This is a genomic window from Bradyrhizobium sp. AUGA SZCCT0182 (assembly GCF_018130185.1).
Taxonomy (GTDB): domain Bacteria; phylum Pseudomonadota; class Alphaproteobacteria; order Rhizobiales; family Xanthobacteraceae; genus Bradyrhizobium.
Genome location: NZ_JAFCLY010000008.1, coordinates 1 through 25,329 on the forward strand (window position 1 = coordinate 1; position 25,329 = coordinate 25,329).

Sequence of the window (25,329 nt, forward strand, 5' to 3'; positions counted from 1 at the left end):
ATACCAAGTTTTCCCGAATCTCCTTTCCGGCAATGAACTCCGCTGTTAGGTTTTCGGTTGGCGCTCACCAAACCGCCACCGGGAGCGCTTTGGAATGCCCCCGTCCGCGCTAGCCCCCCGGACGGGGTTTTCGCATCATCTGAAGGCGCTTTGGCACTTCGGAATCAATGCTCATGCCATTTTCAGTCTCTGCCTACGTTGACGATCATCTCGTTTCCGTGACTACCGAAACCGCGAGAGAAGCATTTGCGAAAGCGGTCGAATGGCAGGTCGTGAGCAAGCTCGCCGACGTTTCTATTAGTGACGGCATCGAGAGCTATTCGATTGCCGAGTTTTCATCAATTCTCGCGAACGATAGCGGCGGCCTATAGTGCTGGCCATGCTACTCCCGGACTGGCTCTGCCGATCCATGGCCGGCTCAGTTGTCGGCCATTTCATTTCGGGACCCGCAGAAGAGCGGCCCGAGCAGCGGCGGGAAGCTGCGCTGGGGCCGCTCATTCCGACCGCAACGCCGAAAAAAGCGCCAGCGGCGACCAAAGTTAACGCAACTTGGTTGAATCGTTCCTAGCTACTTTGGAGTACCTCCGCAGCCGTTTCGGAAACCAGCCGACCGTTTGGAACGCTGGGCCGGGAGAGGAGTTTCTACGCGGTTGTTTTATCGGGGAGTAAAATTGTGAGTGACGTGCAAGAATTTAATAGGTTGGCCGTCGGCGTTCGCTTCAAGATCAGTGAACTCGGAGCCACTCGATTGCGATCGCTGGCCGGCAAGACGGGGATCGTGGTCGAGGTTTTTCGAAGCAATACAGGCGTCACCGTGCTGTTCGATGGTGCCAAAAGACCAACCTGCCTGCACAGGAATTTTATCACCCCAATTTCGCGTAATGCATCGGCAGCGGCGCCGGGCCGAACAACTCGACGACATAGCTCCGCCGGCCCTACCTCAGAGTCACCACCCCCATTGTAATCAAAGCGTCACAGACGTACGGCAGGCTTAGCCCGCCGGGATTTAAAGACCCGGCCGGGGAAATGCCGATGCCGCCAGAGCGAATATACTCCGCTCTGGCCGGCGTTGTTGCGGTGAGACGGAATTGGACCCCTCGTCAAGGGACGACAAATGATTGATCAACAGTTGGCTCGCTTGCATACGCATCGCAGCAATATTCAACGCTATCGCAACCTATTGCAGACCAGTCTGACAGACCTTGAGCGCCAGTTTGTCCAAAGGCGCCTGAGCGAAGAGCAATCCAATCTGGAGAGGGTGGTCACTGCCCTTCCCAGCGGGGTAAGGGGCGCCCCGCATCCTCTGGCTTAGCAAAGCGCCTTCACGTATCCAACTTGGCACCCGGGCGAGCCCGGCGACACCTGGTTGCCACCTGTAAACTCGGCCTATTGCACATCGTTCGCTCCGCTAGAAGATCGTCGGTGAAAAGCTCGGGCTACCACCGGACGGAGCGCTAATCACAAAGCCCAACCCGCTTAAATTCCCCCTCTTTTGCAAATAAAATAATTCCTATTAAGGGGCCTTCCCCTTGCGCACTCGCAACGGTTGCGAGATGGTCGTGGCCAATGTGGGCGGTGGTGATGGCGTCTGAGCCGAAGACGATCAGAGAAACAAATCTTGCTCTATTAGGCCTCGAAGGAAAACTCGGGCTCCTCCAATCTATGGTTTGGGCCGTTATTGGTCTACTGGGCACCCTTATCGCCGGTGCTTTTGCGCTTTATTCGCAGATCGGCGAAATCAAAACGGATGTTGCTGTCGTAAAATCAAGTTTTTCTGCATTGAAAGAACAGCAAACTGCGATCCAGGAATCGATCCGCTCCATTGACGCGAAAAGTCAGGCCTCATTTTCTCGGATCGAGAATAGACTGGGCGGCAATCAGCTTTTGCCCGCCCCTCAAGAGAGCGCACCGCTAAACTTGGCGCAGGCGGAGGTGGACCTCATTAAAGCATTCCTGAAAGTATCCCGGACCACCAGTCCTCTCGCGACCAGCCTTGGCATGAACATCGAGGATGATACTTCTTTACGGCCCTTGCCGCAGTTGGTGGTTGCTAAAATTCCGCGGCTCGCCGCTTACAGCTACATGTATGACCCGAGCGGCGCGCTTGTGCTGGTATCCAATCGCAACAGGAAAGTCGAAGCTATCATACAGCCTGCCTAGCCATGTGGCTTGATGTGAGTGTCACCCAGTAGGAAATAACCTACGATTCCAACAAAGGAAATGGCCGCCCCCGATAGCGTGAAGAGCGCTACCCGCGAGCTGGACAGCAGACCCAGCATGCCAGCGCCAGCAGCGCCGTAGGCAAAAACGAACCCCGCGAAAAGCAGTAATGCTAGAACAAGTGACGCGGTGGCGTGGAGCCGTTTTTGGGTATGAGGTTGCATAAAAACCATCTCGGTTTTGCTGGCCCGCGCAATCCTACAACGATTCAGAGGAAAAGTCGTTTCCTGACTGCGCAATTTGTATGCTTCACCGCGTCATTATCTAGGCATCCCGGTTCCGCCCACCTACGATCCGATAACGTAGCCGCCGCCGCTGCCCGCGGCTGATGGTGGAGTGGTGGTTATGCCGCTATTGTGGCCGAGGTCGAATGAGTTCGTCGCCGCGAATGTCGCGCCACCCGCGCCGCCAGAGGTGGCAGCTATATGATGCGTGGTCGTGCTACCGTCGAGGTCGCCAGTTACTACTACCCAAAATCTGTTTGCGATCACACACCTCCTGGCGCGGCTTCGATGCGCCTTTGCTTGAGAATGATTGTATGTAGCCGCAGCGTCTCGGCAGCGACCTTGGCACCCGGCGTGGTGCGGCGACGATCATGTAAAACTCCGGCGCATTGCTCATGACTGATCTGTTATTAACTCTTGCTGTGCTAGGCTGCGACGGGGCCGCCGGTGCCGCTCGGCGGCCCCACCTCTTTTGCGGCGTTACATCCGGCGCTCGTAAAATCGTGTTACTCACAGTTCGTCCTTTGCTTTAGCGCCCGAAGGCATACAATGATCGCGGCGTAATCCGTTTCAGGCACGGTTTTCGCCCATTCATCCGCACGACGGCGCTGAGCTTCAGATGCAGCAAGCCTCGCAGCACGAACCGGCATGCTGTGCCGCCCGTGTTTTGTGGCGTTTTGATTGCCTGGCTGTGCGCCGCGCTTCTTGGTGACCATTCGTTTTCGACTATTTCTGATAAATTGCGAAATCTACATTTGGACGCCGGAACCGGTTAAAAGGCACCCATCTTCAAGGACTGGAGGCGCCCCCGCCTTCTGCATCCCAAACAAAAATTATACAGGTTTAGGGTAGCTTCACTGCCCCGCGGTTCCGCCCCTAAAGGCCGGCAAGAATGGAGGTGCATACCCCCTTACCCCTCGGCCAGCGTCATCGCGTTTGCCTTCGCGGCCGTCGTGGGTGAGCTTCCCGCCATGGAAAGGTTCGCAATGGCACTAACGACCTGAGTAGTCTGTGGGCTGTAGACCACTTGCAGATAACGCTTCCTGGCGCGTAGATCGACGTTGAATTTATAGCCATTCTGGAGCGCCGCAGTCGCCGCAGTGTTAGCGTTAGGGATGGTGAAGTCAGTGCCGCCGACGAAGCCCGCGATGTTGACCATGCTGGTCGCGTCGGTCGTCTCACCCTCCTGCAACTTCAGAACGGTCGGCTTGTTCGAAACGACATCGGCCGTCGTGGCGATCACGTCGATCGTGCACCACCGCGCCGGGCCACAGTTCGGCAGGAACGTGTCGATGATACCGCTGGCGGTCGCGCCTGCGGTCTTTGACACGGCATTGATCGGAATGCGCGTTGCGAAATTCTCGTAGCTCATGCAAATACCTTTGCTCTGTGATGATCCCCGTAAGGGCCGCTGTAGACCGCGTACAAGATCTGCTCGCATTCCTCTGCCGAGACCGGCAGACCAGCGCTAAGCCGCCGCTCAACATCCACGACACGCGCCATCGTTTCCGCTGACACCACTGCGAAGCCTGAGCGGGCAAGATTGTCCTCCTCAGCTTCCCGCTGTGACCGGAAGGGTTGTTCCGGGATGATCATGACCGCGCCCTCAGCCGCTCGATTTCGCGCCGCATGCGCTCGACCCGTTCATTGCTGACAACATTGGCTGCGATAGCCTTGCCCCCGCCGCCGCCGCCGATGGCTACCGGCACCGGATCGAGTAGACACGCGGGATTACAAGGCAGTGGGCAGATGCTCAGCTCGATTAACTCAGTCTCTAAAAAGTCGATCCCGTACGGACGAGATGAGTCTTCGCTAAATTTAAAAGAACGCGGGATAAACCCGATACTCACCCCACGCAGATATCCTCCGTTGATAGACTCGCGAACATGATCTGCAATCGGATTTGCTGACGCTGGAGCCAGCTTGTACGCAAACCGAAGGGCGTCACCAGAGCGCCAAAGAGCGGTAACTCGGCCGACCGGCAGTTCCCCGCTTAGATGCGAGAAACAAAGGATAGGGTTCTTTTCAAATTCGGCAGTATTGATCCCGAGGACTCGGTCATCTGCGCGATCTTTCCCCTGGGTTGTGCCGATGCCGGTACCGTCAGGCTGTCCATTAGCCTCCAGGATAGTTGTGCTGCGGAGAACGGTGCGCTGCGGTGTGGACCGCAACGCAGCTTTGTAGTCGCCCTTGATGATGCCGCATCGCTTTGCGATGAGGTCAATGTGCTCCGGATTGTTCCAGAACACTCGATTGCCGTTCTTTCGGCCGTGAATTATCTGACGGAATTTCTCTCGTCCAGTCGCGCTATCAGACATTGTCCGAGATGTCCTTCTCGGTGATCAGTCCGGCCTTCAGGGCCTGCTTCAGGAACTCGCGCGGCCAATGGCCCGTGACATTTTTCTCAGCAAATGCGCCGAACAGTTTCAGATCGAAGCCATCGAGCGGCAGGTTGACCCCTGAACATCCACCCAAGATTTCCGCGCGCATCGCCCCGATCTGGCGGTTCGCTTTGAACAAAGCCATCACGGCCATTGCCCGTTGCCGCTGCAGTGCTTTCCAAGCCGATGCATTTTGTGAGGCTAGGAATTGGGCGCGCTCTCCTTTTTCCACCGTAACCCGCTGGATACCAAGTTCGATTGCACCATTGATGACTTCGACCTCGTTCCGAAGCTGATGCAGCCTGAAAGCGCTATCGCTGTCATCGCTGGCAGATGGATCGGCAACACCGTCCAGCAAACGGGCCGCCTTGGCTGCTGGACTATCCGTCAGCGGACGCGGCCGAGCCTGCACCCCCGCCTTTTCAAGCGAGATGATCTCTTCCGTTTTTTCGAGCTTCAACCGGCTCAGTTCGGCAACCCTTGCCGAGCTGGGCGGGATCCACCGTTCGGTGGGATTGTTGACCTGAGCGACTACAGACATCTTTGCCATCGATTCACCTCTGAGCATCATCATCGGTGAGGTCGTGGCCGGAAACCATGGTAGTTGGCGGGCCACCCAGGAGGCCGCGCAAGACTGTTAGCGATGGCACTTTGCCGTCACGGGACTCCAGCAGTCGAAACATCTCCGGATCAGTTCTGGCCGCGGGTTGCCGGCTTTTATCCAGATCGAAGCTCCGGGAGCGATATCGAATAAGCTTGTCCCGAAGGGCTCGGGCTGCTGCCCTTGTGGATTCATTTGCAGTCCGGGGGATTGCCGATAAAGAGGCGCGCTGTTCGGCGACCAGCATTTGCCCGCGCCATTTTCCGTAAAGTTCAAGGCCACGTTCAATCGGGCACTTCTCGAAGATGGCCCGCCGGAAGCCATCAATGAGAAACTCAGCCACATCTTGGTCGGGCAACTCTCCGCGCTCCATCGAGGTCAGCGCACGCGCCAGCTTTAGAACTGAACTTTGGACGGGCTTAGTCATGCCCGCCCCTCAGTGACCCTCGTCACAGTCAATGCCCCCTTTAATGCCCTATGCCTTTGCGCAAGGGAAACAGGGAGACGGAAAATGACCAGCTTGAATAACGAACTCAATTGCGCGCAGCTCGACACCGTCAGCGGCGGCTGGTTCAGCATTGGGTTTGTGCGCCTGCCGGCGGGGGCGACGAAGACTTCCTCGTCCACACCCGAGGGCCCGGCGTCTAAGGATGGCTCAACGGTCAAGTCGTACCCGAGCGCGCCGTTTGACCCCGTTACGATACGGTTCTGAGCCAAAGACTGATCGAAGGCCGCAAAAGTCCATGCCGCAGCCCCGCACCACATTGACCGGGCCAGAACATTAATCTGCAAAAACGAGAGTTTTCGAACCGCTCCGGTCCGCGCCCCTAAAGTCTGCAGAGAGTGGACCCGCCCCTCCTTCAGGCCTGGAGCAACTAGTTGTCCCTTTGAATAGAGACGCCATCGGCAGGAAATAATCTCCCGGTGACTACCCGTGCGGTAGCGGCCCTTTTTAACGGCCGAGGAAGGTCGATACCCTCCCGCCGGGACATAGACCTCAGCCTCTAAAGAATTGGGCGCCCCGTATTCATCACTCAAATCAATCGGTTCGGATGGTTCGGTTCGGGTTCGGTTCGGGTTCGGTCTCGCACGGTTCGGAGTTCGGTTCGGTTCGGCCCCCCTATAGGGGCCGTAACCCCGAACTACCCGAACCTTCGATGAAGTAGCCCGGCGGTCAACCATGGTTCACCTTCCATCGTCCGGCGTACTCCCGAACAAGGCGTTTGGAGACCAGGGCGTTGCGGATGTCAGTCAAGTCAGCTTTGCGATTGGTGCCGATGCCGGCTTCTCTCGCTTGGTTGTTCCAGCCTTCCAGCGTCAGGCCTGCTGAGCCTGCGGCGTGGAGGATTGAGAACATGGTTTGCTGGTTCGGCTTGAGCTTCGGCTCATGAGCGGCAGCTTGCGGCGCATCAACAGTGTCCGCACTGATGATGTTGACGGTGATCGGGTCGCCGTCTTCATCGGTGCCGAACTGGTGAACCTCTGACTTGAACGAGAACAACGGACCCTCAGGCGCATCGTTGGCTTTGGTAACGGTCGCGGTTTTGATTTCCTCGCCGCTGATCGTCACCATCACGTCAACGTCACCCAGCAGCGCGTTGGATCCTCTAGCGCCCCGGCTCTCATCCTTGCCGGTGTGTCCAATCAGTGCGACGTGCACGCCGGTATTGTTCTTGACCCGCTGCACGTTGGCGAACACGGCGCCCTGATCCTTGGCGCTGTTCTCATCGCCGCCGGCCGAGGCGATCAGCTTGGCGAAGGTGTCGATGATAACGAGTCCGATATCCGTCCCAAGAATTGTCTCGGCGGTCCTGATGGTGTCTACGACCCGTTTAAAGGCCTCTGGGTGCGTCAGATCGATCGTGTCGCTGGATACACAGATCGGTGTACCGACGAGCCCCAGCCGTTGCCTGTGGGCTCGCAGCCGCCGCTTAACGAGGTCGGCGCGCTCAATCGCGAAGTAGACAACGCCGGCAGCGCCCTTGTTGCGGTAGCCGTGCCAGTCGAAACCGGCGCCGACACAGATTGCTGCCGACGCCAATAATGCTGATTTCAGCGATCCGGGAGCCCCAATCCAAGCCGACGACTCTCCGCGAGCAAAGATGCCCTTAATCAGCCATCGCTTTGTTGGCGGTGCCACGTCCATTTCATCGAACGTTTGCAGCCGGTAGCCCGGCATGGATGCGCGGTCCAACTGTATGGTCTGGATGTCGAGGGCTATGTTTTCCTCGGGAGTAAGGGTGTCTGCGCGGCCCGTGACCCTCAATCTTGTCCGCGTCTCGATAGCTACGCGCTGGGTGATGTCATCGGCGTACAAGCTTGCATTGCTCTCGGGCTCGGGGAACTCGGGATAGATCATCGCGACTCCAGCCCGACCGCGATCAGGTCCTCAATTAGCGTGCCGCCGTGGTTCGTGAGGAGGCTATTTGCCACCGCGATCTCATAGAGGCAGTCAACTACCTCCTGTTTGCGGTGAGGGTTACGTTGCGCCATACCGCCAAGGGTGAAGCACTCGGATTCAAACTGACTAAGCTTGGCTGTGGCGACGCTGCGCTTGGCATCGACCTTTGCCGCCGTGATGTCGTCCGTCTCAGTAATGGTGACGTGTTTCATCGCGGTAACCCCGCGAAGGCGAGCCTCGGCGACGGCATTGGCCACGGCCGAGGTCATCGCGAATAGGCGCCGAAGATGTTGCGCTTGCCGGGATGGCAGTATATTCTGAGGGTGCTCAAAGCTTCCATGGTTGCAATTGGCCAGTGCAGGGTTGCTCCCCTCGCGCTGGCTTTGCGTTTCAGGGTCAGGCGGATGCATTCGCCACCTCCCGAACGATTCTGCAGCGCCTAAACTTCCCCCCGACTATTTCGATCGGCGCCGGCTTCTCGCCGCTGGCAACCCGCTGTGCGAAGGCCCAACTCGGAAACGGCCCGGAGACGATGCCGCCGCAGACGACATCGAAGAGACCATCATTGTCGCGCTGATGGATCTCGTGATGGTGGCGCGTCATGCCGCCACCATCTTGTCGCGGGCGGCGATACGTTCCTTCTGATACGCAGCAACTTCACGTTCGGGCCAGCCCACTGCCCTCCCGGTGGCATCCAGCTTCACGGGAGCGGGGAACAAGCCCTCACTAATCTTCTGATAGAGGGTCGATCGGCTCCAGCCCATTGCCGCCTGAACCTGGCGAGGGCGGATAAACTTTTCGAGCATCGCTGCACCTTCTGTGACGGCACCGGCTTATTCCGGAGCGCACCGCACATCTGATGCAGAAATCTCATTTAGTATGCCCGACCTAATGGAAGAAAAGCGAACTAGGGTCGGGGGAATTACTCGGCTGCGTGAGGCTTTGGTCCACGCTTGACCCGCGATGACGGCAGTTCTCCGCTTGCGACAAGCGCATCAATGGCGACTTTCAAGCGGTCCTCTCCGACGGTCGGCATCTGCAGCGCGTCCAAAATCGCGTTCGCCAGTCTTATGAAATTAGAACCCTTTGAGTATGGGGGCTTCTCCCCAACAACCTCGTAATAGACAAGTAAAACCTGGATCAGAAATGACCGCGGTACCAATGCAGTGTTTTCGTTGCGTCCGGATTTACTGTCTCGATTCAAAATAGCCGTCGCTGATTTGCTCAACGCTTCCGTGGTCATTTTCAGATCAGATATCAATCTCTCAAATTGAGCGATTGAAGCCAACCAGTCGAACGCGGATTGCTGTCTCAGTTGCGATAGCGTGTCGTCGTCTAGGCCCTTCATTGCGTTCAAAAGACCTTTGGCGGCTTGCTCCAATTCCTCCAATTTGGTTGGGCGCTTGCGATCCTCTGCCCTCGATGGTCCGACGAGCTGTCTTTCCACGGCCACCGCCTCTTCGAGCCGCAGCAGAAGTTGGTGGCGATGTTCTGGCGGTCTTAAAAAATCCTTGATCGCTGATTGGATCTTTAATCGCTCATCAGAAGTTAGGGCGCTACCGTCGCCTGCAACGATCGCTGCGCGGGTCACTTTTTGCCCTCCGAAGATGCACCACAATACACTGCCCAATCCTCCATCAGCCGGCGCCGCTTTTCCCGCTGATCCCCCCTTCGATACGCAGCCTCAACCTTATTGCTCACGGTGTGAGCAAGAGCCATTTCGAGCATCTCGTTTGGATAGTTGGTTTGCTCGGCGCCCCAGTCCCGGAACGCGGACCGGAACCCGTGAACAGTCACCCCGTTGCCGGTCATCTCTTTCGTCAGCCGGATCATTACCGCAGGCGAAATTGACTTTCCCGGATGTGTGCCGGCAAAGATAAATTCTCCGTCGCGCCGCAAAACGCTCAGCAATTCGATCGCACGGTCACATAGGGGCACGACGTGGTCGCGCCGGAGTGTGCCCTTCTTTGACTTCACGCGTGCACCGGGAACGATCCATAACCGCTCAGTGAAGTCGATTTCGTCCCATGTGCCCCCGATGACATCGCCAGTGCGCGCGGCGGTCAAAATAAGAAACTCCAGCGCGCTAGCATTGAGGCCTCCCTGCCCCCGCAGTCTCGCCATGAAGGCCGGCAGATCCCGGTAGGGCATCGCTGCAAGGTTCTTGACGGGGGCAATGCGCGCCCGAGCCGGGAGTAGCTGATCGAGGTGCCCACGCCACCGCGCAGGATTTTCCCCGCTTCGGTAGTCACGGGCCCGGGCCCAGTCCAGCACGGTCTCGATCCGCCCGCGGACACGACGCGCGGTTTCGGTTTTGGTAAGCCAGATCGGCTCCAGCACCGCCAGGACATGCGACTTGTCGATCGCCGACACCGGCATGTCGCCGAGACCGGGGTACACATACTGTTTCAGCGTTGCCGGCCATTGCTGTGTATGCCGAGCTGATTTCCAACTTGAGGCATGGGCCTCGATGTATTTCTCGGCGCACTGGCGGAATGAAATCCCCCTAACCTTTGCAGCCGCTAGCTCGCCTTTCGTGGTGCGCCGGGCCTCGATCGGATCCACTCCCTCCCAAATCTGGCGGTGCATATCGGCGGCTCGTCTGCGGGCTTCAGCGAGTGACACCGAATGGATTGGCCCCAAACCCATCTTCCGAGCGCGACCCGCGATCATGTATCGATAGACCCAGGCCTTCGTTTTCTGGGCGCTGACTTGCAAATACAGCCCGTGACCGTCACCATAAAGCCCGGGTGGCAAGTCACTTTTGACCCGTAAAGGGGATAATCTGTTTGCGGCTCGACCCATCTGAGTCCCGGAAGCAATGTACAATTTGATGTACAAAATGTTCTCGGATTGTACCGGAACTTGATGGACAACGCTAGACAGAAATATTCACAGAGTGCCCTATTATCAGGGATAACTTGGACATCATTGGATGATAATGGACCCGCCTGTAGCGGACACCGATTCCGCAGACGGAGTTCGATCCGGAGGCCGAATCGTGAGCCAAAACGACCCGACCGACAACGCCCTGGCGGCGATTGCCAGCATTCTCGATCAGCCGCCCGTGATCCCCCGCGAGCGGGAAAGGCCTGCCGTTGAAGAGGTGCCGGCCACCCCTCCGCCGCTCGAACCTCCGCCACTCGAAGAATTTCAACCGATCGAAGCACTGCCATCGCTCGCGGTTCCTCCGCCGCTTGAGACCGCCGCGCCGATCGAGGCCGCCCCGCCGCCTGAGGTCTTTCTACCGTTCGAGGCCGATGGCTATTCCAAGGTCGGGCCCGGACCGATGGCCGCGATCCGTTTCAAATGGACGGTCCGCGAGGACGATGGCGACTATTACGTCGACGAGACCATTGGGGAGAATTCAACGCCCATTGTCAGCGGACCGATGAACAAGGATGCCGCGATCCAGCTGGTCGACGACCGCGAAGCCGAGGCGCGGCGCCGGTTCGAGCAACTGAAAAGCGAAATGACGGGACGCGCCGCCGTCGCCAATCTGGTGCGCAAAGACAACGGCGAGGCGTAATCCTGCGCGCTATCTCGGCGGCCCCAGGAAATCCTTCTTGGCGAGATCCACGCCGGCGTGGCGCAGGATGTCGTAAGCCGTAGTGACGTGGAAGAAGAACTGCGGCACGCTGAATGTCAGCAGCAACGACCGCCCGGTGAATTCGCGTGTCGCCACGCTCCTGAATGTAAACACCACCTCCTTGTCTGCGGCGCCGTCGATCTCCGCGCGCGGCAGGCCCTGCACAAAGGCGATCGCTGCCGCGATACGCGATTGGAGTTCCGCAATATCAGGCTCGGCCTCTGGAAAAACATGCGGCTCGCGCCCGGCCAGCAGCGCGCACGCAACCACCGCGTGACGGTTGGCCTCCCCGACCTGACGCGTCAGATTGTACATGTTGGGATAGAGCCGCAAATTGAGCAGGATCGCCGGATCGATGTTTTTGGCCTTGGCATAGGCTGAGGCGTGGTCCAGCAAGACCGACAGATTGCCGAGATACGGCACGAAAACATCGACTGACGTTTCACAAAGCGAGATGGTCACGATTGGATCTCTCCGGCTGGTACGGCGCGGGCATCTGGTCTAAATCCTGTGCCAACACAACCAAGGTGTCATCGAATTCACCGGCGGAGAAGGACTGATGTTTCGAATGCTATTTGGTCTGGGCATGGCTGCCCTGTTGACGATGTCAGCCCATGCCCAGCAGCCGGCCCCTTCCCGCCTCGACGACATCATCAAGCGCGGCACGCTGCGGGTCGGCATGACCGGCGACTATTTGCCCTTTACCTATCTCGACAAGACGACGTCGAAATTCCGCGGCTTCGACGTCGACATGGCGGAAGCGCTCGGCAAGGCGCTGGGCGTCAAGGTCGAATTCGTCCACACCGCATGGCCGCAACTGATGAAGGATTTCGAGGCCGACAATTTCGACGTCGCGATGAGCGGCGTATCGATCACGCTTGACCGGCAGAAGAAGGGCCTGTTCTCCACGCCGATCATGCGTGAGGGCAAGACGCCGATCGCCCGCTGCGCCGACAAGGGCAAGTACGAAACCATTGCCGACATCGACAAAACAGGCACGCGCGTGATCGTCAATCCCGGCGGCACCAACGAACGGTTTGTCCGCGCCAACGTCAAGAACGCGGAAGTGAAACTCCATAACGACAACGTCACGATCTTCGACGAGATCGCCAAGGGCAATGCCGACCTGATGATGACGGATTCGTCGGAGACGCTGTATCAGCAGAAACTGCATCCCGGCGTGCTGTGCGCGGTGCATCCCGAAAAGCCGTTCGACTTCGCCGAGAAGGCCTATTGGCTGCAGCGCGACGTCGCACTGAAAGCCTTCGTCGATCAGTGGCTGCACATCTCAACCGAGGATGGCAGCTTCAGGAAAATCTACGCCGCCTGGTTCGATTGATCGGCCGGCAAAATATGCAATTTTCGCCGCAAATTGACCGTCTGTCGGGGGCAAATTAGGCTGCGCGGGCGACATTGAACCAAAGCCGCGAGTACACGACTTATCATTTGAAAGTGATCTGGATCACGTTTTGCGAGCTGCCATTGCGTAGCTTCGGGGGTTGGGATTCCCTGCTCAGGAGGTCATTATGAAGAAGCTTCTGGCGATCGCCGCGTTTTTGCTGGCGAGCAGTGCCGCGCAGGCGCAGTACACCTTCGATTACGGCGGCCGCACCATCCGGATCGATCCCGATCGCGGCACCGTTCAGATCCCAGGCGTCTACGACAATACGCCGAAGGCCAAACGCTCGCGCAATGAGGACGGTGATCGCGATCGTCCGCGCAAGCAGTCGCCGCAACAGGCGAAGACGGACTCCAAGACGCCGCCCGACACGGTCGCTCCCGCCGTACCTGCTCCCGCCGCGCCTGTCCCCGCCGAGCAGGCCGCTGTGCCGCTGGCCCCTGCACCCGTTCCTGTAGCTCCCGCACCGGTCGCGACCGCGCCGGCAGAACCTTCGACCGCCACCGTCGCTGTTGCCCCGGCGGCGGAGCCGGTGACTGTGCCGGCCGCTCCACTGCCGCCCAGCGCACCCGCCCCGCAGGTCCAGCAAGAGCCGCCTCCCGCGCGGAAGCCTGCGCCTGCCGTCGCTGCGGTAACGCCGCCGCCCGCACCGCCGCCGGCGGCCCCGCAGGCGGCGAACTCGCCGCTTGGCGTCTGGCTGACGGAAGAGAAGGAAGGCAAGGTCCGGATCGAACAATGCGGCCCCAATCTTTGCGGCTACTCCGTCGACAAGAAGTCGAACCGCAACGGCGAGCAAGTGCTGATCAACATGAAGCCCGGCAAGGACAACAAATGGAGCGGCCGGATTTTCGATCCGAATTCCGGCAGCACCTATGATTCAACGCTCGCGCTGAAAAGCTCCGACAGCCTGCGCGTTCAGGGCTGCGCCTTCGGCGGCATGTTCTGCGGTGGCCAGACCTGGACCCGTGTGAACTGACGCGCCAACGACGCACATTCAGCCAAGGCCCCGCCTTCGCCGGCGGGGCCTTTTGTTTGCGGTTTCCCATCTCGCGTCGGGCTGTCAACCAATCCGGTTCAAGCCTGAGTGTCCCGGACGCGCTGCAGCGCGCTTGGCGCTGCAGCGCAGAGCCGGGACCCACGCCAGCGCATCACTTCGTGCTGCGCAGCGTCCGGGGCACAGAGATCATTAGCTACCCGACCTTCACCGCATACTCGGCGTCCGTGACCTTCTCCATCCAGGTCGCGTAGCTGCCGTCGAGCGCTTCCTGCATCGCGATGTGGGTCATGCCGTTGGTTGGCGAGGCGCCATGCCAGTGCTTCTCGCCGGGCGGGATCCAGACGACGTCGCCGGGCCTGATTTCCCGGACCGGTCCGCCCACGGCCTGCACACGGCCGATGCCGGAAACCACATACAGGGTCTGCCCGAGCGGATGCGAGTGCCACGCCGTACGCGCACCGGGCTCGAAGGAGACGCGGGTGGAAACCAGCCGCGCCGGCGCCTCGGTGGCGATGATCGGGTCCTGCCAGACCGTACCGGTGAAATAGTCGGGTGGAGCCTTGCGCGTCGGCCGCGAGCCGGAAACGTGGATATCCATGGCGTTACCTCGCTTTGTTGACGTTATTTCTTGCTCGCCGCGTAGCGCGCCTTGGTCTCGGCATTCATGGGGTAGAGGCCGGGCAGCGCCGCGCCGTTGTTCACTTCGTTGACGATCCAGGCTTCCATCCGCTCCTGTTCGGCGCCTTCGGCCAGAATGAGGTCGAGGAACGCTTGCGGGATCAGCACCGCGCCGTCCTGGTCGGCGACGACGATGTCGTTCGGGAATACCGCAACGCCGCCACAGCCGATCGGCTCGCCCCAGCCGACGAAGGTCAACCCGGCCACCGACGGCGGCGCCGCGTAACCATCGCACCAGACCGGCAGGCCGGTGCCAAGCACACCCTCGACGTCGCGCACGACGCCGTCGGTGATCAGCGCCGCGACCCCGCGCTTGACCATGCGCGCGCAAAGGATGTCGCCGAAGATACCGGCATCCTTGACGCCCATCGCGTCGACCACGGCAATGCAGCCCTGCGGCATCGCCTCAATCGCGGTGCGGGTGGAGATCGGCGACGACCATGACTCGGGGGTGGCGAGATCTTCGCGCGCGGGCACGAAGCGCAGCGTGAAGGCCGGCCCGACCAGCCGCGGCTGTCCCGGGCGCAACGGTTTGGTGCCGCGCATCCAGACGTTCCGCAGGCCCTTCTTCAGCAGGACTGTGGTGATGGTGGCAGTGGACACGCGGGACAGGGTCGCGATCGCTTCAGGGGTCAGGGACATCGGTAAGGCAACGCTCCAATGGGAGGGATCAAGAGGTAGCGCATCTTGCGGGGCGCAGGCATCGCGTCAAGGGCTCGTTCGAAGGAGTGCGATCACAACAGCTTATCAACGCCATGCAGATTAATTTATTGAACTTGCTCAATGATTTCGCACGAAGCGAATTCCACTGGCGCGCGAAACACGCTACAGCTTGATCTCAGCCAAAAGTCCCTGAGGCAGTCCCTAGCCAGTCCTAAGACAGATCCCGAGGCAGTACCGAGGCCATGGCCGCGACGCTACCCCCGCCCCGCCTTTTGCCCAGTGGCGACAGCGCCATCACGGTGGAATTTTCCCGCAACATCGATGATGCCGCCAACGGGCGGGTGCTGGCGCTCGACCGCGCGATGGCGGCCACGCCAGTCGAGGGCGTCACCGAGACCGTGCCGACCTATCGCTCGCTGCTGGTGCATTACGATCCCGTGCGAATTTCATTTGAAGCACTTGGCGAGCAGATTCTGGCGCTGGCGCAGCTGCCGGTACCGGCAACGACAAAGACCCGGCGCTGGCGTATCCCTGTGGTCTATGGCGGCGAGCACGGCGTCGACCTCGAGGACGTCGCCAAGACGCTCAAGACGACGCCCGACGACATCGTGGCGCGGCACGTCTCCGGCGACTACCGCGTCGCCATGATCGGCTTCACGCCGGGCTGGTCCTATCTCTCTGGCTTGGCGGCCTCGATGCAAATGCCGCGGCGCCAAAATCCGCGGCTGCTGACGCCGGCCGGCACGGTCTCGATCGGCGGCGTGCAGACCGGCGTGCAATGCCTGGCCGGCCCCAGCGGCTGGCACCTGCTCGGACAGACCGCGGTTCGAACCTATCAGTTGCATCGCGATCCGACTTTCCTGCTGGAGCCCGGCGACGCCATTACGTTCGTGCCGGTCGACACCAAAACCTTTGCCGAGCAGGACCGCGCCGCGGCAGCGGGAGAAATCGTGGCCGAGTTGATGCCGTCATGAGCAAGCTCGTCATCACCTCGATCGGCCCGGCAAGTTCGGTACAGGACGGCGGCCGCCCCGGCTCCCAGCGCTATGGCCTGGTGCCGAGCGGCGCGATGGACCGGCTGGCGTTGGCGGCAGCCAACACGCTGGTCGGCAACGAGCTGTTTGCAGCCGCTGTCGAGATCGGCCCTTTTGGTGCGGTCTTCACCGCGCGCGGCGGCGTGGTCCGCATCGCGCTGTCAGGTGCGTCACGCAATGGCGATATCGCCGGGCGCCCGGTTGCGGTCGATACGTCTGCGACGCTGGCCGACGGCGAGACGTTGACGCTTGGCTTTGCCCGCAGCGGTTCGTTCAGCTACCTCGCCATCGAGGGCGGCATCGCCGGCGAACCTGACTTCGGCAGCCTCTCCGTTAACGCCCGCGCCGGGCTCGGCAGTCCCTACCCGCGCCCGCTGCAGAGCGGCGACGAATTGCAGACGGCGACTGCCAGCGGCGCGCCCGAACGCCGGATCGAACTGCCGGCCACAGGCGAGGCGCCGATCCGCGTGGTCTGGGGGCCGCAGGATGACGAATTCGCCGACGATGCCAAAAATCTGTTCATCGACAGCGAGTGGAAGATATCGGCCACCAGCGACCGCATGGGCTACCGGCTCGAAGGTCCCGTCATCAAGCATCTGCACGGCCACAATATCGTTTCCGACGGCACCGTGAACGGCAGCCTGCAGGTTCCCGGCAACGGCCAGCCGATCGTGCTGATGCCGGATCGCGGCACCAGCGGCGGGTATCCCAAGATCGCGACGGTGATTTCCGCCGACTTCGCCCGGTTTGCGCAGACGCCGGCCGGGCGCGCCTTTCGCTTCAAGGCCGTCAGCATGGCGGAGGCCCAGGCCGCAGCGCGCCAGTTCGCTGATTTGTTGCGTTCCCTGCCCGACCGGCTGCGGCCAATCGAAAGCTTTGATCTCAACATCGACGCGCTGCAAGATGCCAATGTCGCCGGCTATGCCGTCAGCGCCGTCGATGCGGCCACCTGGCAGGTCGCGTCGCCTGCGGACGTATCGGGACCGGACTAATTCAAGATCCACTCACCAAGAAGCGGACCAACACCATGACAACCATCGACCTCAACTGCGATCTCGGCGAAGGATTTGGCGCGTGGGAAATGGGCAATGACGCCGCGATGATCGAGCTTGCGACCTCGGTCAACGTCGCCTGCGGTTTCCATGCCGGCGATCCGGATATCATGCGCCGCACGGTCGAGCTTGCAAAGGCGCGCGGCGTCAGCGTCGGCGCTCACCCCGGCTACCGCGACCTGCACGGTTTTGGCCGGCGGCCGATGCCCGGCCTGAAATCATCCGAGATCGAGAACCTGATCGCCTACCAGATCGGCGCGCTGCAGGCGATTGCGACCGCGGCCGGACACAAGGTCACCCACGTCAAGGCGCATGGCGCGATCTCCAATGTCGCGTGCGAGGACGACATGACCGCACGGGCGATCGCCAACGGCATCAAGGCGGTCGATCCCAACCTGATTTTCGTAGTACTCGCCAATTCGAAGCTGGTGACCGCGGGCGAAGCCGCCAACCTGCCGATGGTGCACGAAGTGTTCGCCGACCGCGCCTATGAAGACGACGGCCAGCTGGTGTCGCGCAAAAAGCCGGGCGCGGTGCTGCATGATCCCAAGATGATTGCCGACCGCGTGGTGCGGATGGTGCAGGACGGCGCCGTGGTCTCGGTGACCGGCAAGGTGATCAAGATGCGCACCGATACCGTCTGCATTCATGGCGATACGCCAGGAGCAGTCGAGATCGGGCGCGGCGTGCGTCAGGCGCTGAAGCAAGCCGGGATCGCGGTCGCGCCGTTCAAGACGGCGAACTGACATTTTCAGTATCCGATCGCGGCGCCGTCGCTGCGAGGGTCCGAACCGCCGCTCAAGGTCCCGTCCTGCGGAGAGATGGTAATGCCGTGGGCGTGGCCGGCCATCTCCTCCCACGGGGCCCAGCGATGGACGATGTGGCCCCGTTGTTCCAGCGCACGGATCGTGTCCGCGGGAAAGCGGTTTTCCATGTGCAGGGTGTCGCGCGCTTCGCCGAGCCCGAAGCGGCCGGACAGGAACCGCGGCAATTCGATTGCCTCCTGGATGTCGAGCCCGTGATCGATCATCGCCGAATAGAGTTGCAGCTGGATTTGCGGCTGACCGTCGGCACCCATGCAGCCCAGCACGCTGCAGAGCTTGCCGTCGCGCTTGGCCATCGAGGCGATCAGGGTGTGCAGCGGGATTTTTCGAGGCTCGAGCCGATTGGGATGATTGGGATCGAGCGAGAAGTACGCGCCGCGATTCTGCAGCACGACGCCGGTGCTGCCCGCCACCACGCATGACCCGAACCCGCCATAGAGGCTCTGAATGAGCGAGGCGGCGTTGCCGTCACGATCGACCGCGGCGATGTAGACGGTATCGCCCGCCAGGCTGCCGAATGACGGCACCTCATCCCATTTCAGCGCGCGCGCCGGATTGATCAACTGGCCGCGTTTGCGGGCGTAGTCTTTGGAAATCAGCGTCTCGACGGGCACCTCGGCAAAGGCGGGATCGGCGAGCACGAGATCGCGATCGTGATAGGCGATCTGCTTGGCCTGCACCATCAGATGCAGGCGGTCGGGTCCGAGCAGGTCCATGCGGAGCGGTTCGAGCGGCTCGAGCAGATTGAGCATCTCGATCACGGTGAAGCCCTGCGTCGGCGGTGGCGTGTTGAAAATGGTGACGTCGCGGTAGCGGCCAGTCAGCGGCATACCCCAGGTCGCCCTTTGCGCCTCGAAATCTCCGGGCTGAAAGAAACCGCCTTGCGCTTGCGAGAAGCGCACCATTTCAGCGGCGACGGGCCCCTCGTAAAAGCCGGACCATCCATGATCCCCGATCGCTTCAAGCGTCCTTGCCAGATTGGGATTGGTGAGCCTTGTGCCTGGGGACGGCACCGCACCACCGCGCAAGAAAATCCCGGCGGCTTCGCGTTGCCAAACGAGATCGTCGCGCATCATCGCGATGAAGCTCGCCAGCCGCCCCGTGGCCGGAAAGCCGTCGCGCGCATAGCCGATCGCGGATTCGAGCACGCGCTGCAGCGGCAGCCGGCCAAGGGCCTCATGCGCCGCGCCCCAGCTCGCGACCGCGCCCGGCACTGTCAGCGTGGCCGGAACGATCCCGCGCAGCGGAATCTCTTTCAGCCCTCTCCCCTCCATTGCCGCCAGCGACGCCCCCGCTGCCGCCTTGCCGCCGCCGTTGAGGTATTTGATCTCGCCACTACCACCGTCATGCACGAGCCAGAACGCATCGCCGCCAAGCCCCGTCATGTGCGGATAGACCACCGCCAGCACGGCGCTGGCGGCAATCGCGGCATCGATGGCGGATCCACCTGCACGCAGCACATCGACGCCGGCTGAGGAGGCCAGCGAATGCGGTGACGTCACCATGCCGCGAGGCGCGAGCGAAACCGGCCGGCCGGTGCTGATATCCAAATGCGTCTCCGGTTCTGGCGGGCCGCCGGCGATGTCAGCCTAGCCGCGGCTTCGCCGGATCATGTAATTGTCGTAGGTGGCTTCACAGACCTGATGCCACTGATATTGCTCGTTGCGGAACGCCGTCATGGAGTCGTTCAGGGCCTTGAACCTGGCGTTCTTGGCCGCGACCTCGGCGAACAGCTCATTGGTCTCCTTGAAGCAGGCGTCGAGGATGTCGGTCGAGAACGGCCGAAGCTGCGCGCCGGCGGCCACCAGGCGCTTGATCGCCTGGGCGTTGCGGGTATCGTATTTGGCGGTCAGGTCGGCCGCGACCTGCGCGGCCGCGATCGTCATCATGTCCTGATAGATTTTTGGAAGCTCCGCCCATTTCGCCGTGTTGATGTAGAGAAAGCCGTTGGCGCAGCCTTCCCACCAGCCAGGATAATAGTAATAGGGCGCGACCTTCAGGAAGCCGAGCTTCTCGTCGTCATAGGGGCCGATCCATTCGGCAGCGTCGATCGTGCCTTTCTCGAGTGCGGGGTAGATATCCCCTGGCGGAATCTGCTGCGGCACGACGCCGATGCGGGCCAGCACCTGTCCGGCCACGCCGCCGACCCGGAATTTCAGGCCCTTCAGATCATCGAGCGTCTTGATCTCCTTGCGGAACCAGCCGCCCATCTGCGCGGTCGTGTTTCCGAACGGCAGGCCGTAGATGCCGTAAGGCTTGTAGAGGTCGTTCATGAGTTCGAGCCCGCCGCCATAGGCGAGCCAGGCGTTCATCTGCCGCGTGTTGAGCCCGAATGGTACGGCGGTTCCGAACGCAAACGCCAGATCCTTGCCGATGTAGTAGTAGGACGCGCTGTTCCCCATCTCGACGGTGTTGTTGGCGACCGCGTCAAACACCTGGAACGCCGGCACGATTTCGCCCGGGCCATACACGCTGATCTGGAACTTCTGTTCCGACAGATCGGCCATGGCCTTGCTGAACATCTCGCACGCGCCGTAGAGCGTATCGAGGGATTTTGGGAACGACGTCGTCAGCCGCCAGCGCACCGTTGGAGCCGACTGTGCGATAGCGGGCGCGCTGACAGCCGTTGCGGCGGCGGCAAGACCGGCGCCCTTTAGAAGCTTCCTGCGGTTCATGGCCCATCTCCTGTTTGGATCGGATGCGAAACCAGTCGCGTGTCAGGCGCAGCACGCCCCCTTCTCCCTGACGTCGCGGCTTGCGTCGTTGCGATCAGGCGGCAAATCCATCGCCGGATTCTCGGCGAAGAATCCGTTCGGCTTGAGGGCGAACCCGACATATTCGACCGGCATGACCGGAAAATCCTCGGGCCGGCAGACATGGGTGGCGCCAAAAGTGTGCCAGACCACGATGTCCTCGTTTTCAATCGCGCGGTTCTGCGCCACGTATTTCGGCAGACCGTCACCGCCGGCATGCTGGTTCGGGAATTCGCCGCTGGCATAGCGTTCGTCGGGCGCATAGCGCGTGACCCAGAGGTGCTTGGTGGCAAAGCCACCGCGCGCGGTCATGTAACAGTTTTCCTGCGCCAGCATCACCGGCGCCGCATGCGCCAGCAGCTTGTACCCGGTCGGCCCGCCGACGCTGTTGGTTTGGTTGGGATTGATGATCTTCCAGTAGCGCCCGGTGCGGCCGTCGGCCTCGCGGGCCGCATCCTGTTCGCACGCGAGCGTTCGCGCTGTGGTGTCGAACACGTTGCCGTATGGATTGTCCTTGCCAAAGGGCCGCGGCTTGAATTCGTGCTCGGTGACGCTGTTGCACTCGCCATCGACCATCATGTGCAGGCGGGCGTTGAAGAAGTGCTGGTGCGTCGGACCGCCCAGCCCTTCCGCGACCATGCCACCCCAGGGATAGGATTGACCGGGCGCTACCGCCGCGGTCTGGATAATGCCGGTCAGCTTGACTTCAAGCTGGATCGTGCCGTCCTGATAGAAATACCAGTAGAAGCCGTAATCATAATTGCCGACGGTCGTGAAGAACGAGATCACGAGACGGCGGGAGCGCCGCACCTCGAAGGTCTCGTTGCGGAATTCATAGTGCTTCCAGAGGATGCCGTAATCCTCCTCGTGCAGGCAGATCGCGTTCTTCATGACAGCCGGCTTGCCGTAATCGTCGGCGACCGGAACGTCGAAATAATGGATTTGCCCGAGGCAATCGCAGCCAAGCTCCAGCGCATTGGCGAGCTTGCCCAAACCGTACTCGCCGGCGTCAAATGCGCACTTCCAGAAATGGTTCGCGGTCGGATCGGCATAGGGCACGATCATATCGCTGACACCGGCCCGATAGATGATCGGCCGCTCGCGTCCGCTGTCGTTGAAACCGATCTGATGCAGCACGAGGCCTTCGCGTGCGGTCCAGCCGACGCGGAACGACCAATTCTGCCACGAGACCTTCCAACCTTCGACCGAGAAGCTCGGGCCGCCGTTCTGCACGATATCGAGAGGCTTGACGTCCTCGCGCATTTTCGGGATCGACGCGCGATCATAGTTGCGAGACCGCTTCGGGATCGGAACGATTTCCGGCTCGTCCACGAGCTGCACGACCTTGTCCTCGATCAGATCGACCAGCGCGACCACGCCCTCGATCGGATGGGCATAGCCATTGTCCTTGATATCGCGGCGCCAAAAGGACACCCCACTGACGAGCCTGCGGCCCTTCTCGACGTCCCGGTCGAAATAACCGGCCGAGAACGGATCGACCTGGACCAGCTCGATGTCTTCGTCCGTCAGCCCGCGTCGCTTCATCGCGTGCCGCCATCCGGCATCACGCTTGACGATGTCGCCGACCTTGAACACTTCTTCGATCGTGACCGGGGGCTGGCCATAAGGATGCGCCTTGGTCGGATGCTCGCGCCATGCCGTCACCTGCCGTGACCCGAGATCGACGGTCGCGATATGCGTCGCCCCGGTCTTGCAGTCGAACAGCGTGACCGCCGCCTGCCTCGGCAAATTGGTGCCTGATGTCCAACCCAGGATGTCGGCCTTGGCCGGTTCCTCAAGCTGGACGTGGGAGAAGCGGGTATCCGGACCAAGTTGCTTGGCGGCCCGCAGCAGATCGGAGGCCAGCACCACCTCAGCTTCGCTGAGCGGATCGAGGGGATGCGTGACGGCCGTACCGGCCGGTTCTCTCGTCAGGTCCATATTCACACCTTGCAACATTGGACCGCACGTTAGGGTAACCAGGGTGCAGCGTCTTGAATGAACCTGCCAGCTTTTCGATCTTGCCAGCCGGACCGAATTCGGGCGACGGTGAGCCATCACCTTGTGGAACCGCATCCTCGATGCCGATCAGCGTCTCGACAGACCAAATCCACCCCGCCGAACGCCAGGCGTTCTGGACCGAGTCGATCTGTCGTTCATTCGCCCATATCGAGACCAGGCCGATCGGTCCGACGCGGGTCAGCGGTCACTTCGAGTTCGTGGAACTCGGCAGCGTCAAGCTCGTGCGTTTCGACAGCAGCCCGCAATGCTACAGCCGCGACGCAAAGCTCGTCAGCAAGTCGGGCTCGGACGAGTTCATGTTCGATTTCCAGCGCCGCGGCCGAAGCTCGATGGCGCAGGCCGGCAACGAAGGCACGATCGAGCCGGGATATGGCGTACTCTATGACGCGCGGCGGCCGTTCGAGGATCGGCTCGATGGACCCGAACAGCGTTCCGAAGTGCTGATCGCAACAGTTCCTGCCGCGACGCTGCTTCAGATGTTTCCGCAAGCCGAGCGACTATGCGCAAGACCCGTCCCTCTGTCCGGCGCCATCGCGCGCTCGATCGCGGCTTTCATTCGCGCGGCCATCCATCTGTCGGATGCGCGGCCAGGCCAGGCCGAAACGGATATCGCCGCTTATCTGTCGACCCTGCTTCGTCTTGCAACCGGTGACGACCACGGGCTTACCCGCACCGAGCTGTTCGGCCTGATCGACACCTATCTGAGGGCGAACATTGCGGCGATCCGGCCGGCTCCGGCGATTGCAACTGCGTTCGGCGTTTCGGAGCGAACCTTGCATCGCATCTTCGCCGACCACCAGACGACGTTTGAACGCCACGTGCTCCAGCTGCGCGTCGACCACTTTCGAAACCTGCTGCAGCAACCTGCCCTGTCGCAAACTTCAATTGCGGCGCTCGCCATGCAATGCGGTTTCGCCGACGGCGCGCACGCGACCCGGACGTTCAAGAGTTTCTTTGGCGTCACGCCGCGGGATTTCCGCGGCGTGATGTCAGCCCAAACTCAGATCGGATAATGCTGCGGACCGGTCTCGATGGTGATCCAGCGCAGCTCGGTGAATTCGGCAATGCCCGCCTTGCCGCCGAAACGCCCATAGCCGGACGCCTTGGTACCCCCGAACGGCATTTGCGCTTCATCGTGCACGGTCGGCCCGTTGACATGACAAATGCCCGACTCGATCCTTTTGGCGACGTCCATCGCGCGGGCGATATCGCGGCCGAACACTGCCGCTGACAATCCATACTCGGTGTCGTTCGCGACCCGTACGGCCTCATCGACGCTATTTACACGCACGATGCTGACCACCGGACCGAACGATTCTTCGCCATAGATCCGCATGACCGAGGTGACGTGATCGAGCACGGTGGCCGACATCAACGTCCCCTCCGACCGGCCGCCGGCCACGACACGCGCGCCCTTGCTCACCGCGTCCTTGATGAGACCTTGGATGCGATCGACGGCATCAGCGCCGATCAGCGACCCCAGCGGCGTGCCGCCCTTGCGCGGATCGCCCGCCACCAGCGAGTCGGCCTTGGTCGCCAGCTTGGCGACGAAGGCGTCGGCGACCTTGTTGTCGAGCACGATCCGTTCCGTCGACATGCAGATCTGCCCCTGGTTCATGAACGCGCCGAAAGCGGCAGCAGCGACCGCGGCATCGATATCCGCATCATCGAGCACGATCAGCGGCGCCTTGCCGCCGAGCTCGAGCAGTGCTGGCTTGAGATATTTTGCCGCCGTCTGGGCGATGATCCGGCCGACACGGGTCGAGCCGGTGAAATTGATACGGCGCACGGCCGGATGCGCAATCAGGGCCTCGATCAGATCAGGTGCATCTTCAGGTGCGTTGGTGATGACGTTGACCACGCCGGGCGGCAAACCGGCATCGCGCAGGCATTCCGCGATCAGGCGGTGGGTGCCCGGACATATCTCGGAGGCCTTCAGAATAACCGTGTTTCCGCATGCGAGCGGTAACGCCACCGCGCGTACGCCGAGGATCACCGGAGCGTTCCAGGGCGCGATGCTGAGCACGACGCCGGCCGGCTGCCGGACCGCCATCGCGATGCAGCCCGGCTTGTCCGACGGGATCACCTCGCCCGAAATCTGCGTCGTCATCGCGGCGGCTTCGCGTAGCATCCCCGCGGCAAGACCCACATTGAACCCGGCCCAGCCGGCGGTAGCACCCGTTTCAGTCGCCATCAGTTCGATGAACTGCGCCGTCTTGGCTTCGAGCGCGTCGGCGGCCTTGAGCAGGATCTTTCGGCGCAGGCCCGGTCCGGTCGACGACCATGCCGGGAACGCGGCCGCGGCTGCATCGGCAGCGCGTTTGGCATCGGATATCTGCGCGGCGGAAGCGCGAGTAGCAACTTCACCCGTGATGGGGTTGAGGCGATCGAACGTGACGCCGTCAACAGCCTGAACGTCCTGGTTTTCGAGCAGCAGACTGATCTGGTTCATGGCGTGATCCTCCGTGTTTTCAGGTTATTTTCGTGAATT

General features: G+C 61.2%; 26 protein-coding genes. 10 read left to right on the plus strand and 16 right to left on the minus strand.

Annotated elements, in window-relative coordinates; genetic code table 11:
• The first annotated feature begins 173 nt into the window (after positions 1-173).
• Both JQ611_RS11070 and JQ611_RS11075 read left to right on the plus strand, forming a co-directional pair.
• Positions 174-371, plus strand: coding sequence for a hypothetical protein (locus tag JQ611_RS11070; protein ID WP_212465451.1), 198 nt, complete (start codon positions 174-176; stop codon positions 369-371).
• Between the two features lie 1,210 nt (positions 372-1,581).
• Positions 1,582-2,160: a hypothetical protein gene (locus JQ611_RS11075; protein WP_212465452.1), complete on the plus strand. Its 579-nt coding sequence runs from the start codon at positions 1,582-1,584 to the stop codon at positions 2,158-2,160.
• 1,194 nt (positions 2,161-3,354) lie between these two features.
• On the opposite strand, the gene JQ611_RS11080 is transcribed toward JQ611_RS11075, so the two are convergent.
• From JQ611_RS11080 to JQ611_RS11095, 4 genes are all read right to left on the minus strand, one after another.
• Positions 3,355-3,816 (minus strand): hypothetical protein, encoded by a 462-nt coding sequence (locus tag JQ611_RS11080; protein ID WP_212465453.1) that lies wholly within the window; start codon positions 3,814-3,816, stop codon positions 3,355-3,357.
• 220 nt (positions 3,817-4,036) lie between these two features.
• A complete protein-coding gene (locus JQ611_RS11085; protein WP_212465454.1) occupies positions 4,037-4,762 on the minus strand; it encodes an HK97 family phage prohead protease in 726 nt (241 codons plus the stop codon).
• Positions 4,755-5,375 (minus strand): hypothetical protein, encoded by a 621-nt coding sequence (locus JQ611_RS11090; RefSeq protein WP_212465455.1) that lies wholly within the window; start codon positions 5,373-5,375, stop codon positions 4,755-4,757. Before JQ611_RS11090 ends, JQ611_RS11085 begins: the two co-directional genes overlap by 8 nt.
• 4 nt (positions 5,376-5,379) lie before the next feature.
• A complete protein-coding gene (locus tag JQ611_RS11095) occupies positions 5,380-5,853 on the minus strand; it encodes a hypothetical protein (protein WP_212465456.1) in 474 nt (157 codons plus the stop codon).
• Between the two features lie 84 nt (positions 5,854-5,937).
• Between JQ611_RS11095 and JQ611_RS11100 the strand changes: the two genes are divergently transcribed.
• Positions 5,938-6,138, plus strand: coding sequence for a hypothetical protein (locus tag JQ611_RS11100; protein ID WP_212465457.1), 201 nt, complete (start codon positions 5,938-5,940; stop codon positions 6,136-6,138).
• A 462-nt stretch (positions 6,139-6,600) separates the two neighbouring features.
• On the opposite strand, the gene JQ611_RS11105 is transcribed toward JQ611_RS11100, so the two are convergent.
• From JQ611_RS11105 to JQ611_RS11125, 5 genes are all read right to left on the minus strand, one after another.
• Positions 6,601-7,785 (minus strand): AAA family ATPase, encoded by a 1,185-nt coding sequence (locus tag JQ611_RS11105; RefSeq protein WP_249133091.1) that lies wholly within the window; start codon positions 7,783-7,785, stop codon positions 6,601-6,603.
• A complete protein-coding gene (locus tag JQ611_RS11110) occupies positions 7,782-8,237 on the minus strand; it encodes a hypothetical protein (RefSeq protein ID WP_212465458.1) in 456 nt (151 codons plus the stop codon). Before JQ611_RS11110 ends, JQ611_RS11105 begins: the two co-directional genes overlap by 4 nt.
• A 189-nt stretch (positions 8,238-8,426) precedes the next feature.
• A complete protein-coding gene (locus tag JQ611_RS11115) occupies positions 8,427-8,633 on the minus strand; it encodes an AlpA family transcriptional regulator (RefSeq protein WP_212465459.1) in 207 nt (68 codons plus the stop codon).
• 116 nt (positions 8,634-8,749) lie between these two features.
• Positions 8,750-9,418: a hypothetical protein gene (locus JQ611_RS11120; protein ID WP_212465460.1), complete on the minus strand. Its 669-nt coding sequence runs from the start codon at positions 9,416-9,418 to the stop codon at positions 8,750-8,752.
• Positions 9,415-10,632, minus strand: a complete 1,218-nt coding sequence (locus tag JQ611_RS11125) for a site-specific integrase (protein ID WP_212465545.1) — start codon at positions 10,630-10,632, stop codon at positions 9,415-9,417. Before JQ611_RS11125 ends, JQ611_RS11120 begins: the two co-directional genes overlap by 4 nt.
• Before the next feature lie 196 nt (positions 10,633-10,828).
• Here JQ611_RS11125 and JQ611_RS11130 point away from each other — a divergent pair, with 196 nt between their 5' ends.
• Positions 10,829-11,356 carry a hypothetical protein gene (locus JQ611_RS11130; protein ID WP_212465461.1) on the plus strand — a complete coding sequence of 176 codons (528 nt, stop codon included), beginning with the start codon at positions 10,829-10,831 and terminating at the stop codon, positions 11,354-11,356.
• Positions 11,357-11,365: 9 nt separating this feature from the next.
• Here JQ611_RS11130 and JQ611_RS11135 read toward each other — a convergent pair whose 3' ends face one another.
• A complete protein-coding gene (locus JQ611_RS11135) occupies positions 11,366-11,878 on the minus strand; it encodes a DUF1993 family protein (protein ID WP_212465462.1) in 513 nt (170 codons plus the stop codon).
• 97 nt (positions 11,879-11,975) lie between these two features.
• Here JQ611_RS11135 and JQ611_RS11140 point away from each other — a divergent pair, with 97 nt between their 5' ends.
• On the plus strand, positions 11,976-12,755 hold the full coding sequence (locus tag JQ611_RS11140) for a transporter substrate-binding domain-containing protein (RefSeq protein WP_212465463.1): 780 nt from the start codon (positions 11,976-11,978) through the stop codon (positions 12,753-12,755).
• 187 nt (positions 12,756-12,942) lie between these two features.
• Positions 12,943-13,791, plus strand: a complete 849-nt coding sequence (locus tag JQ611_RS11145) for a DUF2147 domain-containing protein (RefSeq protein WP_212465464.1) — start codon at positions 12,943-12,945, stop codon at positions 13,789-13,791.
• A gap of 214 nt (positions 13,792-14,005) precedes the next feature.
• Here JQ611_RS11145 and JQ611_RS11150 read toward each other — a convergent pair whose 3' ends face one another.
• Positions 14,006-14,410: a cupin domain-containing protein gene (locus JQ611_RS11150; protein ID WP_212390778.1), complete on the minus strand. Its 405-nt coding sequence runs from the start codon at positions 14,408-14,410 to the stop codon at positions 14,006-14,008.
• A gap of 23 nt (positions 14,411-14,433) precedes the next feature.
• Entirely contained in the window at positions 14,434-15,132 is a 699-nt protein-coding gene (locus tag JQ611_RS11155; protein WP_212465465.1) for a ribonuclease activity regulator RraA, read from the minus strand.
• A 263-nt stretch (positions 15,133-15,395) separates the two neighbouring features.
• Between JQ611_RS11155 and pxpB the strand changes: the two genes are divergently transcribed.
• The 3 genes from pxpB to JQ611_RS11170 are packed head-to-tail and all read left to right on the plus strand — an operon-like array spanning position 15,396 to position 17,985.
• Entirely contained in the window at positions 15,396-16,127 is a 732-nt protein-coding gene (gene pxpB, locus JQ611_RS11160; RefSeq protein ID WP_212390776.1) for a 5-oxoprolinase subunit PxpB, read from the plus strand.
• Positions 16,124-17,179: a biotin-dependent carboxyltransferase family protein gene (locus JQ611_RS11165; protein ID WP_212390775.1), complete on the plus strand. Its 1,056-nt coding sequence runs from the start codon at positions 16,124-16,126 to the stop codon at positions 17,177-17,179. The genes pxpB and JQ611_RS11165 overlap by 4 nt, the downstream gene beginning before the upstream one ends.
• A 35-nt stretch (positions 17,180-17,214) precedes the next feature.
• Complete coding sequence (locus JQ611_RS11170) at positions 17,215-17,985, plus strand: LamB/YcsF family protein (protein ID WP_212465466.1); 771 nt, start codon at positions 17,215-17,217, stop codon at positions 17,983-17,985.
• A 5-nt stretch (positions 17,986-17,990) separates the two neighbouring features.
• On the opposite strand, the gene ggt is transcribed toward JQ611_RS11170, so the two are convergent.
• The 3 genes from ggt to JQ611_RS11185 are packed head-to-tail and all read right to left on the minus strand — an operon-like array spanning position 17,991 to position 22,757.
• Entirely contained in the window at positions 17,991-19,613 is a 1,623-nt protein-coding gene (ggt, locus tag JQ611_RS11175; protein WP_212465467.1) for a gamma-glutamyltransferase, read from the minus strand.
• Between the two features lie 39 nt (positions 19,614-19,652).
• On the minus strand, positions 19,653-20,738 hold the full coding sequence (locus tag JQ611_RS11180) for a TRAP transporter substrate-binding protein (RefSeq protein ID WP_212390772.1): 1,086 nt from the start codon (positions 20,736-20,738) through the stop codon (positions 19,653-19,655).
• Between the two features lie 42 nt (positions 20,739-20,780).
• The gene (locus JQ611_RS11185; protein WP_212465468.1) at positions 20,781-22,757 is read right to left on the minus strand and encodes a primary-amine oxidase; all 1,977 of its coding nucleotides are present in this window, start codon (positions 22,755-22,757) and stop codon (positions 20,781-20,783) included.
• A 140-nt stretch (positions 22,758-22,897) separates the two neighbouring features.
• Between JQ611_RS11185 and JQ611_RS11190 the strand changes: the two genes are divergently transcribed.
• On the plus strand, positions 22,898-23,851 hold the full coding sequence (locus JQ611_RS11190) for a helix-turn-helix domain-containing protein (protein ID WP_212390770.1): 954 nt from the start codon (positions 22,898-22,900) through the stop codon (positions 23,849-23,851).
• Here JQ611_RS11190 and JQ611_RS11195 read toward each other — a convergent pair.
• Positions 23,839-25,290 carry an aldehyde dehydrogenase gene (locus JQ611_RS11195; RefSeq protein WP_212390769.1) on the minus strand — a complete coding sequence of 484 codons (1,452 nt, stop codon included), beginning with the start codon at positions 25,288-25,290 and terminating at the stop codon, positions 23,839-23,841. The two genes, JQ611_RS11190 and JQ611_RS11195, sit on opposite strands and share 13 nt — an antisense overlap.
• Between the last annotated feature and the right edge of the window lie 39 nt (positions 25,291-25,329).

What these genes read in the sequence shown, in the direction of transcription:
- JQ611_RS11070 (WP_212465451.1), top strand. Translation starts at nt 174, where the DNA reads ATGCCATTTTCAGTCTCTGCCTACGTTGACGATCATCTCGTTTCCGTG.
- JQ611_RS11075 (WP_212465452.1), top strand. Translation starts at nt 1,582, where the DNA reads ATGGCGTCTGAGCCGAAGACGATCAGAGAAACAAATCTTGCTCTATTA.
- JQ611_RS11080 (WP_212465453.1), bottom strand. Translation starts at nt 3,816, where the DNA reads ATGAGCTACGAGAATTTCGCAACGCGCATTCCGATCAATGCCGTGTCA.
- JQ611_RS11085 (WP_212465454.1), bottom strand. Translation starts at nt 4,762, where the DNA reads ATGTCTGATAGCGCGACTGGACGAGAGAAATTCCGTCAGATAATTCAC.
- JQ611_RS11090 (WP_212465455.1), bottom strand. Translation starts at nt 5,375, where the DNA reads ATGGCAAAGATGTCTGTAGTCGCTCAGGTCAACAATCCCACCGAACGG.
- JQ611_RS11095 (WP_212465456.1), bottom strand. Translation starts at nt 5,853, where the DNA reads ATGACTAAGCCCGTCCAAAGTTCAGTTCTAAAGCTGGCGCGTGCGCTG.
- JQ611_RS11100 (WP_212465457.1), top strand. Translation starts at nt 5,938, where the DNA reads ATGACCAGCTTGAATAACGAACTCAATTGCGCGCAGCTCGACACCGTC.
- JQ611_RS11105 (WP_249133091.1), bottom strand. Translation starts at nt 7,785, where the DNA reads ATGATCTATCCCGAGTTCCCCGAGCCCGAGAGCAATGCAAGCTTGTAC.
- JQ611_RS11110 (WP_212465458.1), bottom strand. Translation starts at nt 8,237, where the DNA reads ATGCATCCGCCTGACCCTGAAACGCAAAGCCAGCGCGAGGGGAGCAAC.
- JQ611_RS11115 (WP_212465459.1), bottom strand. Translation starts at nt 8,633, where the DNA reads ATGCTCGAAAAGTTTATCCGCCCTCGCCAGGTTCAGGCGGCAATGGGC.
- JQ611_RS11125 (WP_212465545.1), bottom strand. Translation starts at nt 10,632, where the DNA reads ATGGGTCGAGCCGCAAACAGATTATCCCCTTTACGGGTCAAAAGTGAC.
- JQ611_RS11140 (WP_212465463.1), top strand. Translation starts at nt 11,976, where the DNA reads ATGTTTCGAATGCTATTTGGTCTGGGCATGGCTGCCCTGTTGACGATG.
- JQ611_RS11145 (WP_212465464.1), top strand. Translation starts at nt 12,943, where the DNA reads ATGAAGAAGCTTCTGGCGATCGCCGCGTTTTTGCTGGCGAGCAGTGCC.
- JQ611_RS11150 (WP_212390778.1), bottom strand. Translation starts at nt 14,410, where the DNA reads ATGGATATCCACGTTTCCGGCTCGCGGCCGACGCGCAAGGCTCCACCC.
- JQ611_RS11155 (WP_212465465.1), bottom strand. Translation starts at nt 15,132, where the DNA reads ATGTCCCTGACCCCTGAAGCGATCGCGACCCTGTCCCGCGTGTCCACT.
- pxpB (WP_212390776.1), top strand. Translation starts at nt 15,396, where the DNA reads ATGGCCGCGACGCTACCCCCGCCCCGCCTTTTGCCCAGTGGCGACAGC.
- JQ611_RS11165 (WP_212390775.1), top strand. Translation starts at nt 16,124, where the DNA reads ATGAGCAAGCTCGTCATCACCTCGATCGGCCCGGCAAGTTCGGTACAG.
- JQ611_RS11170 (WP_212465466.1), top strand. Translation starts at nt 17,215, where the DNA reads ATGACAACCATCGACCTCAACTGCGATCTCGGCGAAGGATTTGGCGCG.
- JQ611_RS11180 (WP_212390772.1), bottom strand. Translation starts at nt 20,738, where the DNA reads ATGAACCGCAGGAAGCTTCTAAAGGGCGCCGGTCTTGCCGCCGCCGCA.
- JQ611_RS11185 (WP_212465468.1), bottom strand. Translation starts at nt 22,757, where the DNA reads ATGGACCTGACGAGAGAACCGGCCGGTACGGCCGTCACGCATCCCCTC.
- JQ611_RS11190 (WP_212390770.1), top strand. Translation starts at nt 22,898, where the DNA reads ATGCCGATCAGCGTCTCGACAGACCAAATCCACCCCGCCGAACGCCAG.
- JQ611_RS11195 (WP_212390769.1), bottom strand. Translation starts at nt 25,290, where the DNA reads ATGAACCAGATCAGTCTGCTGCTCGAAAACCAGGACGTTCAGGCTGTT.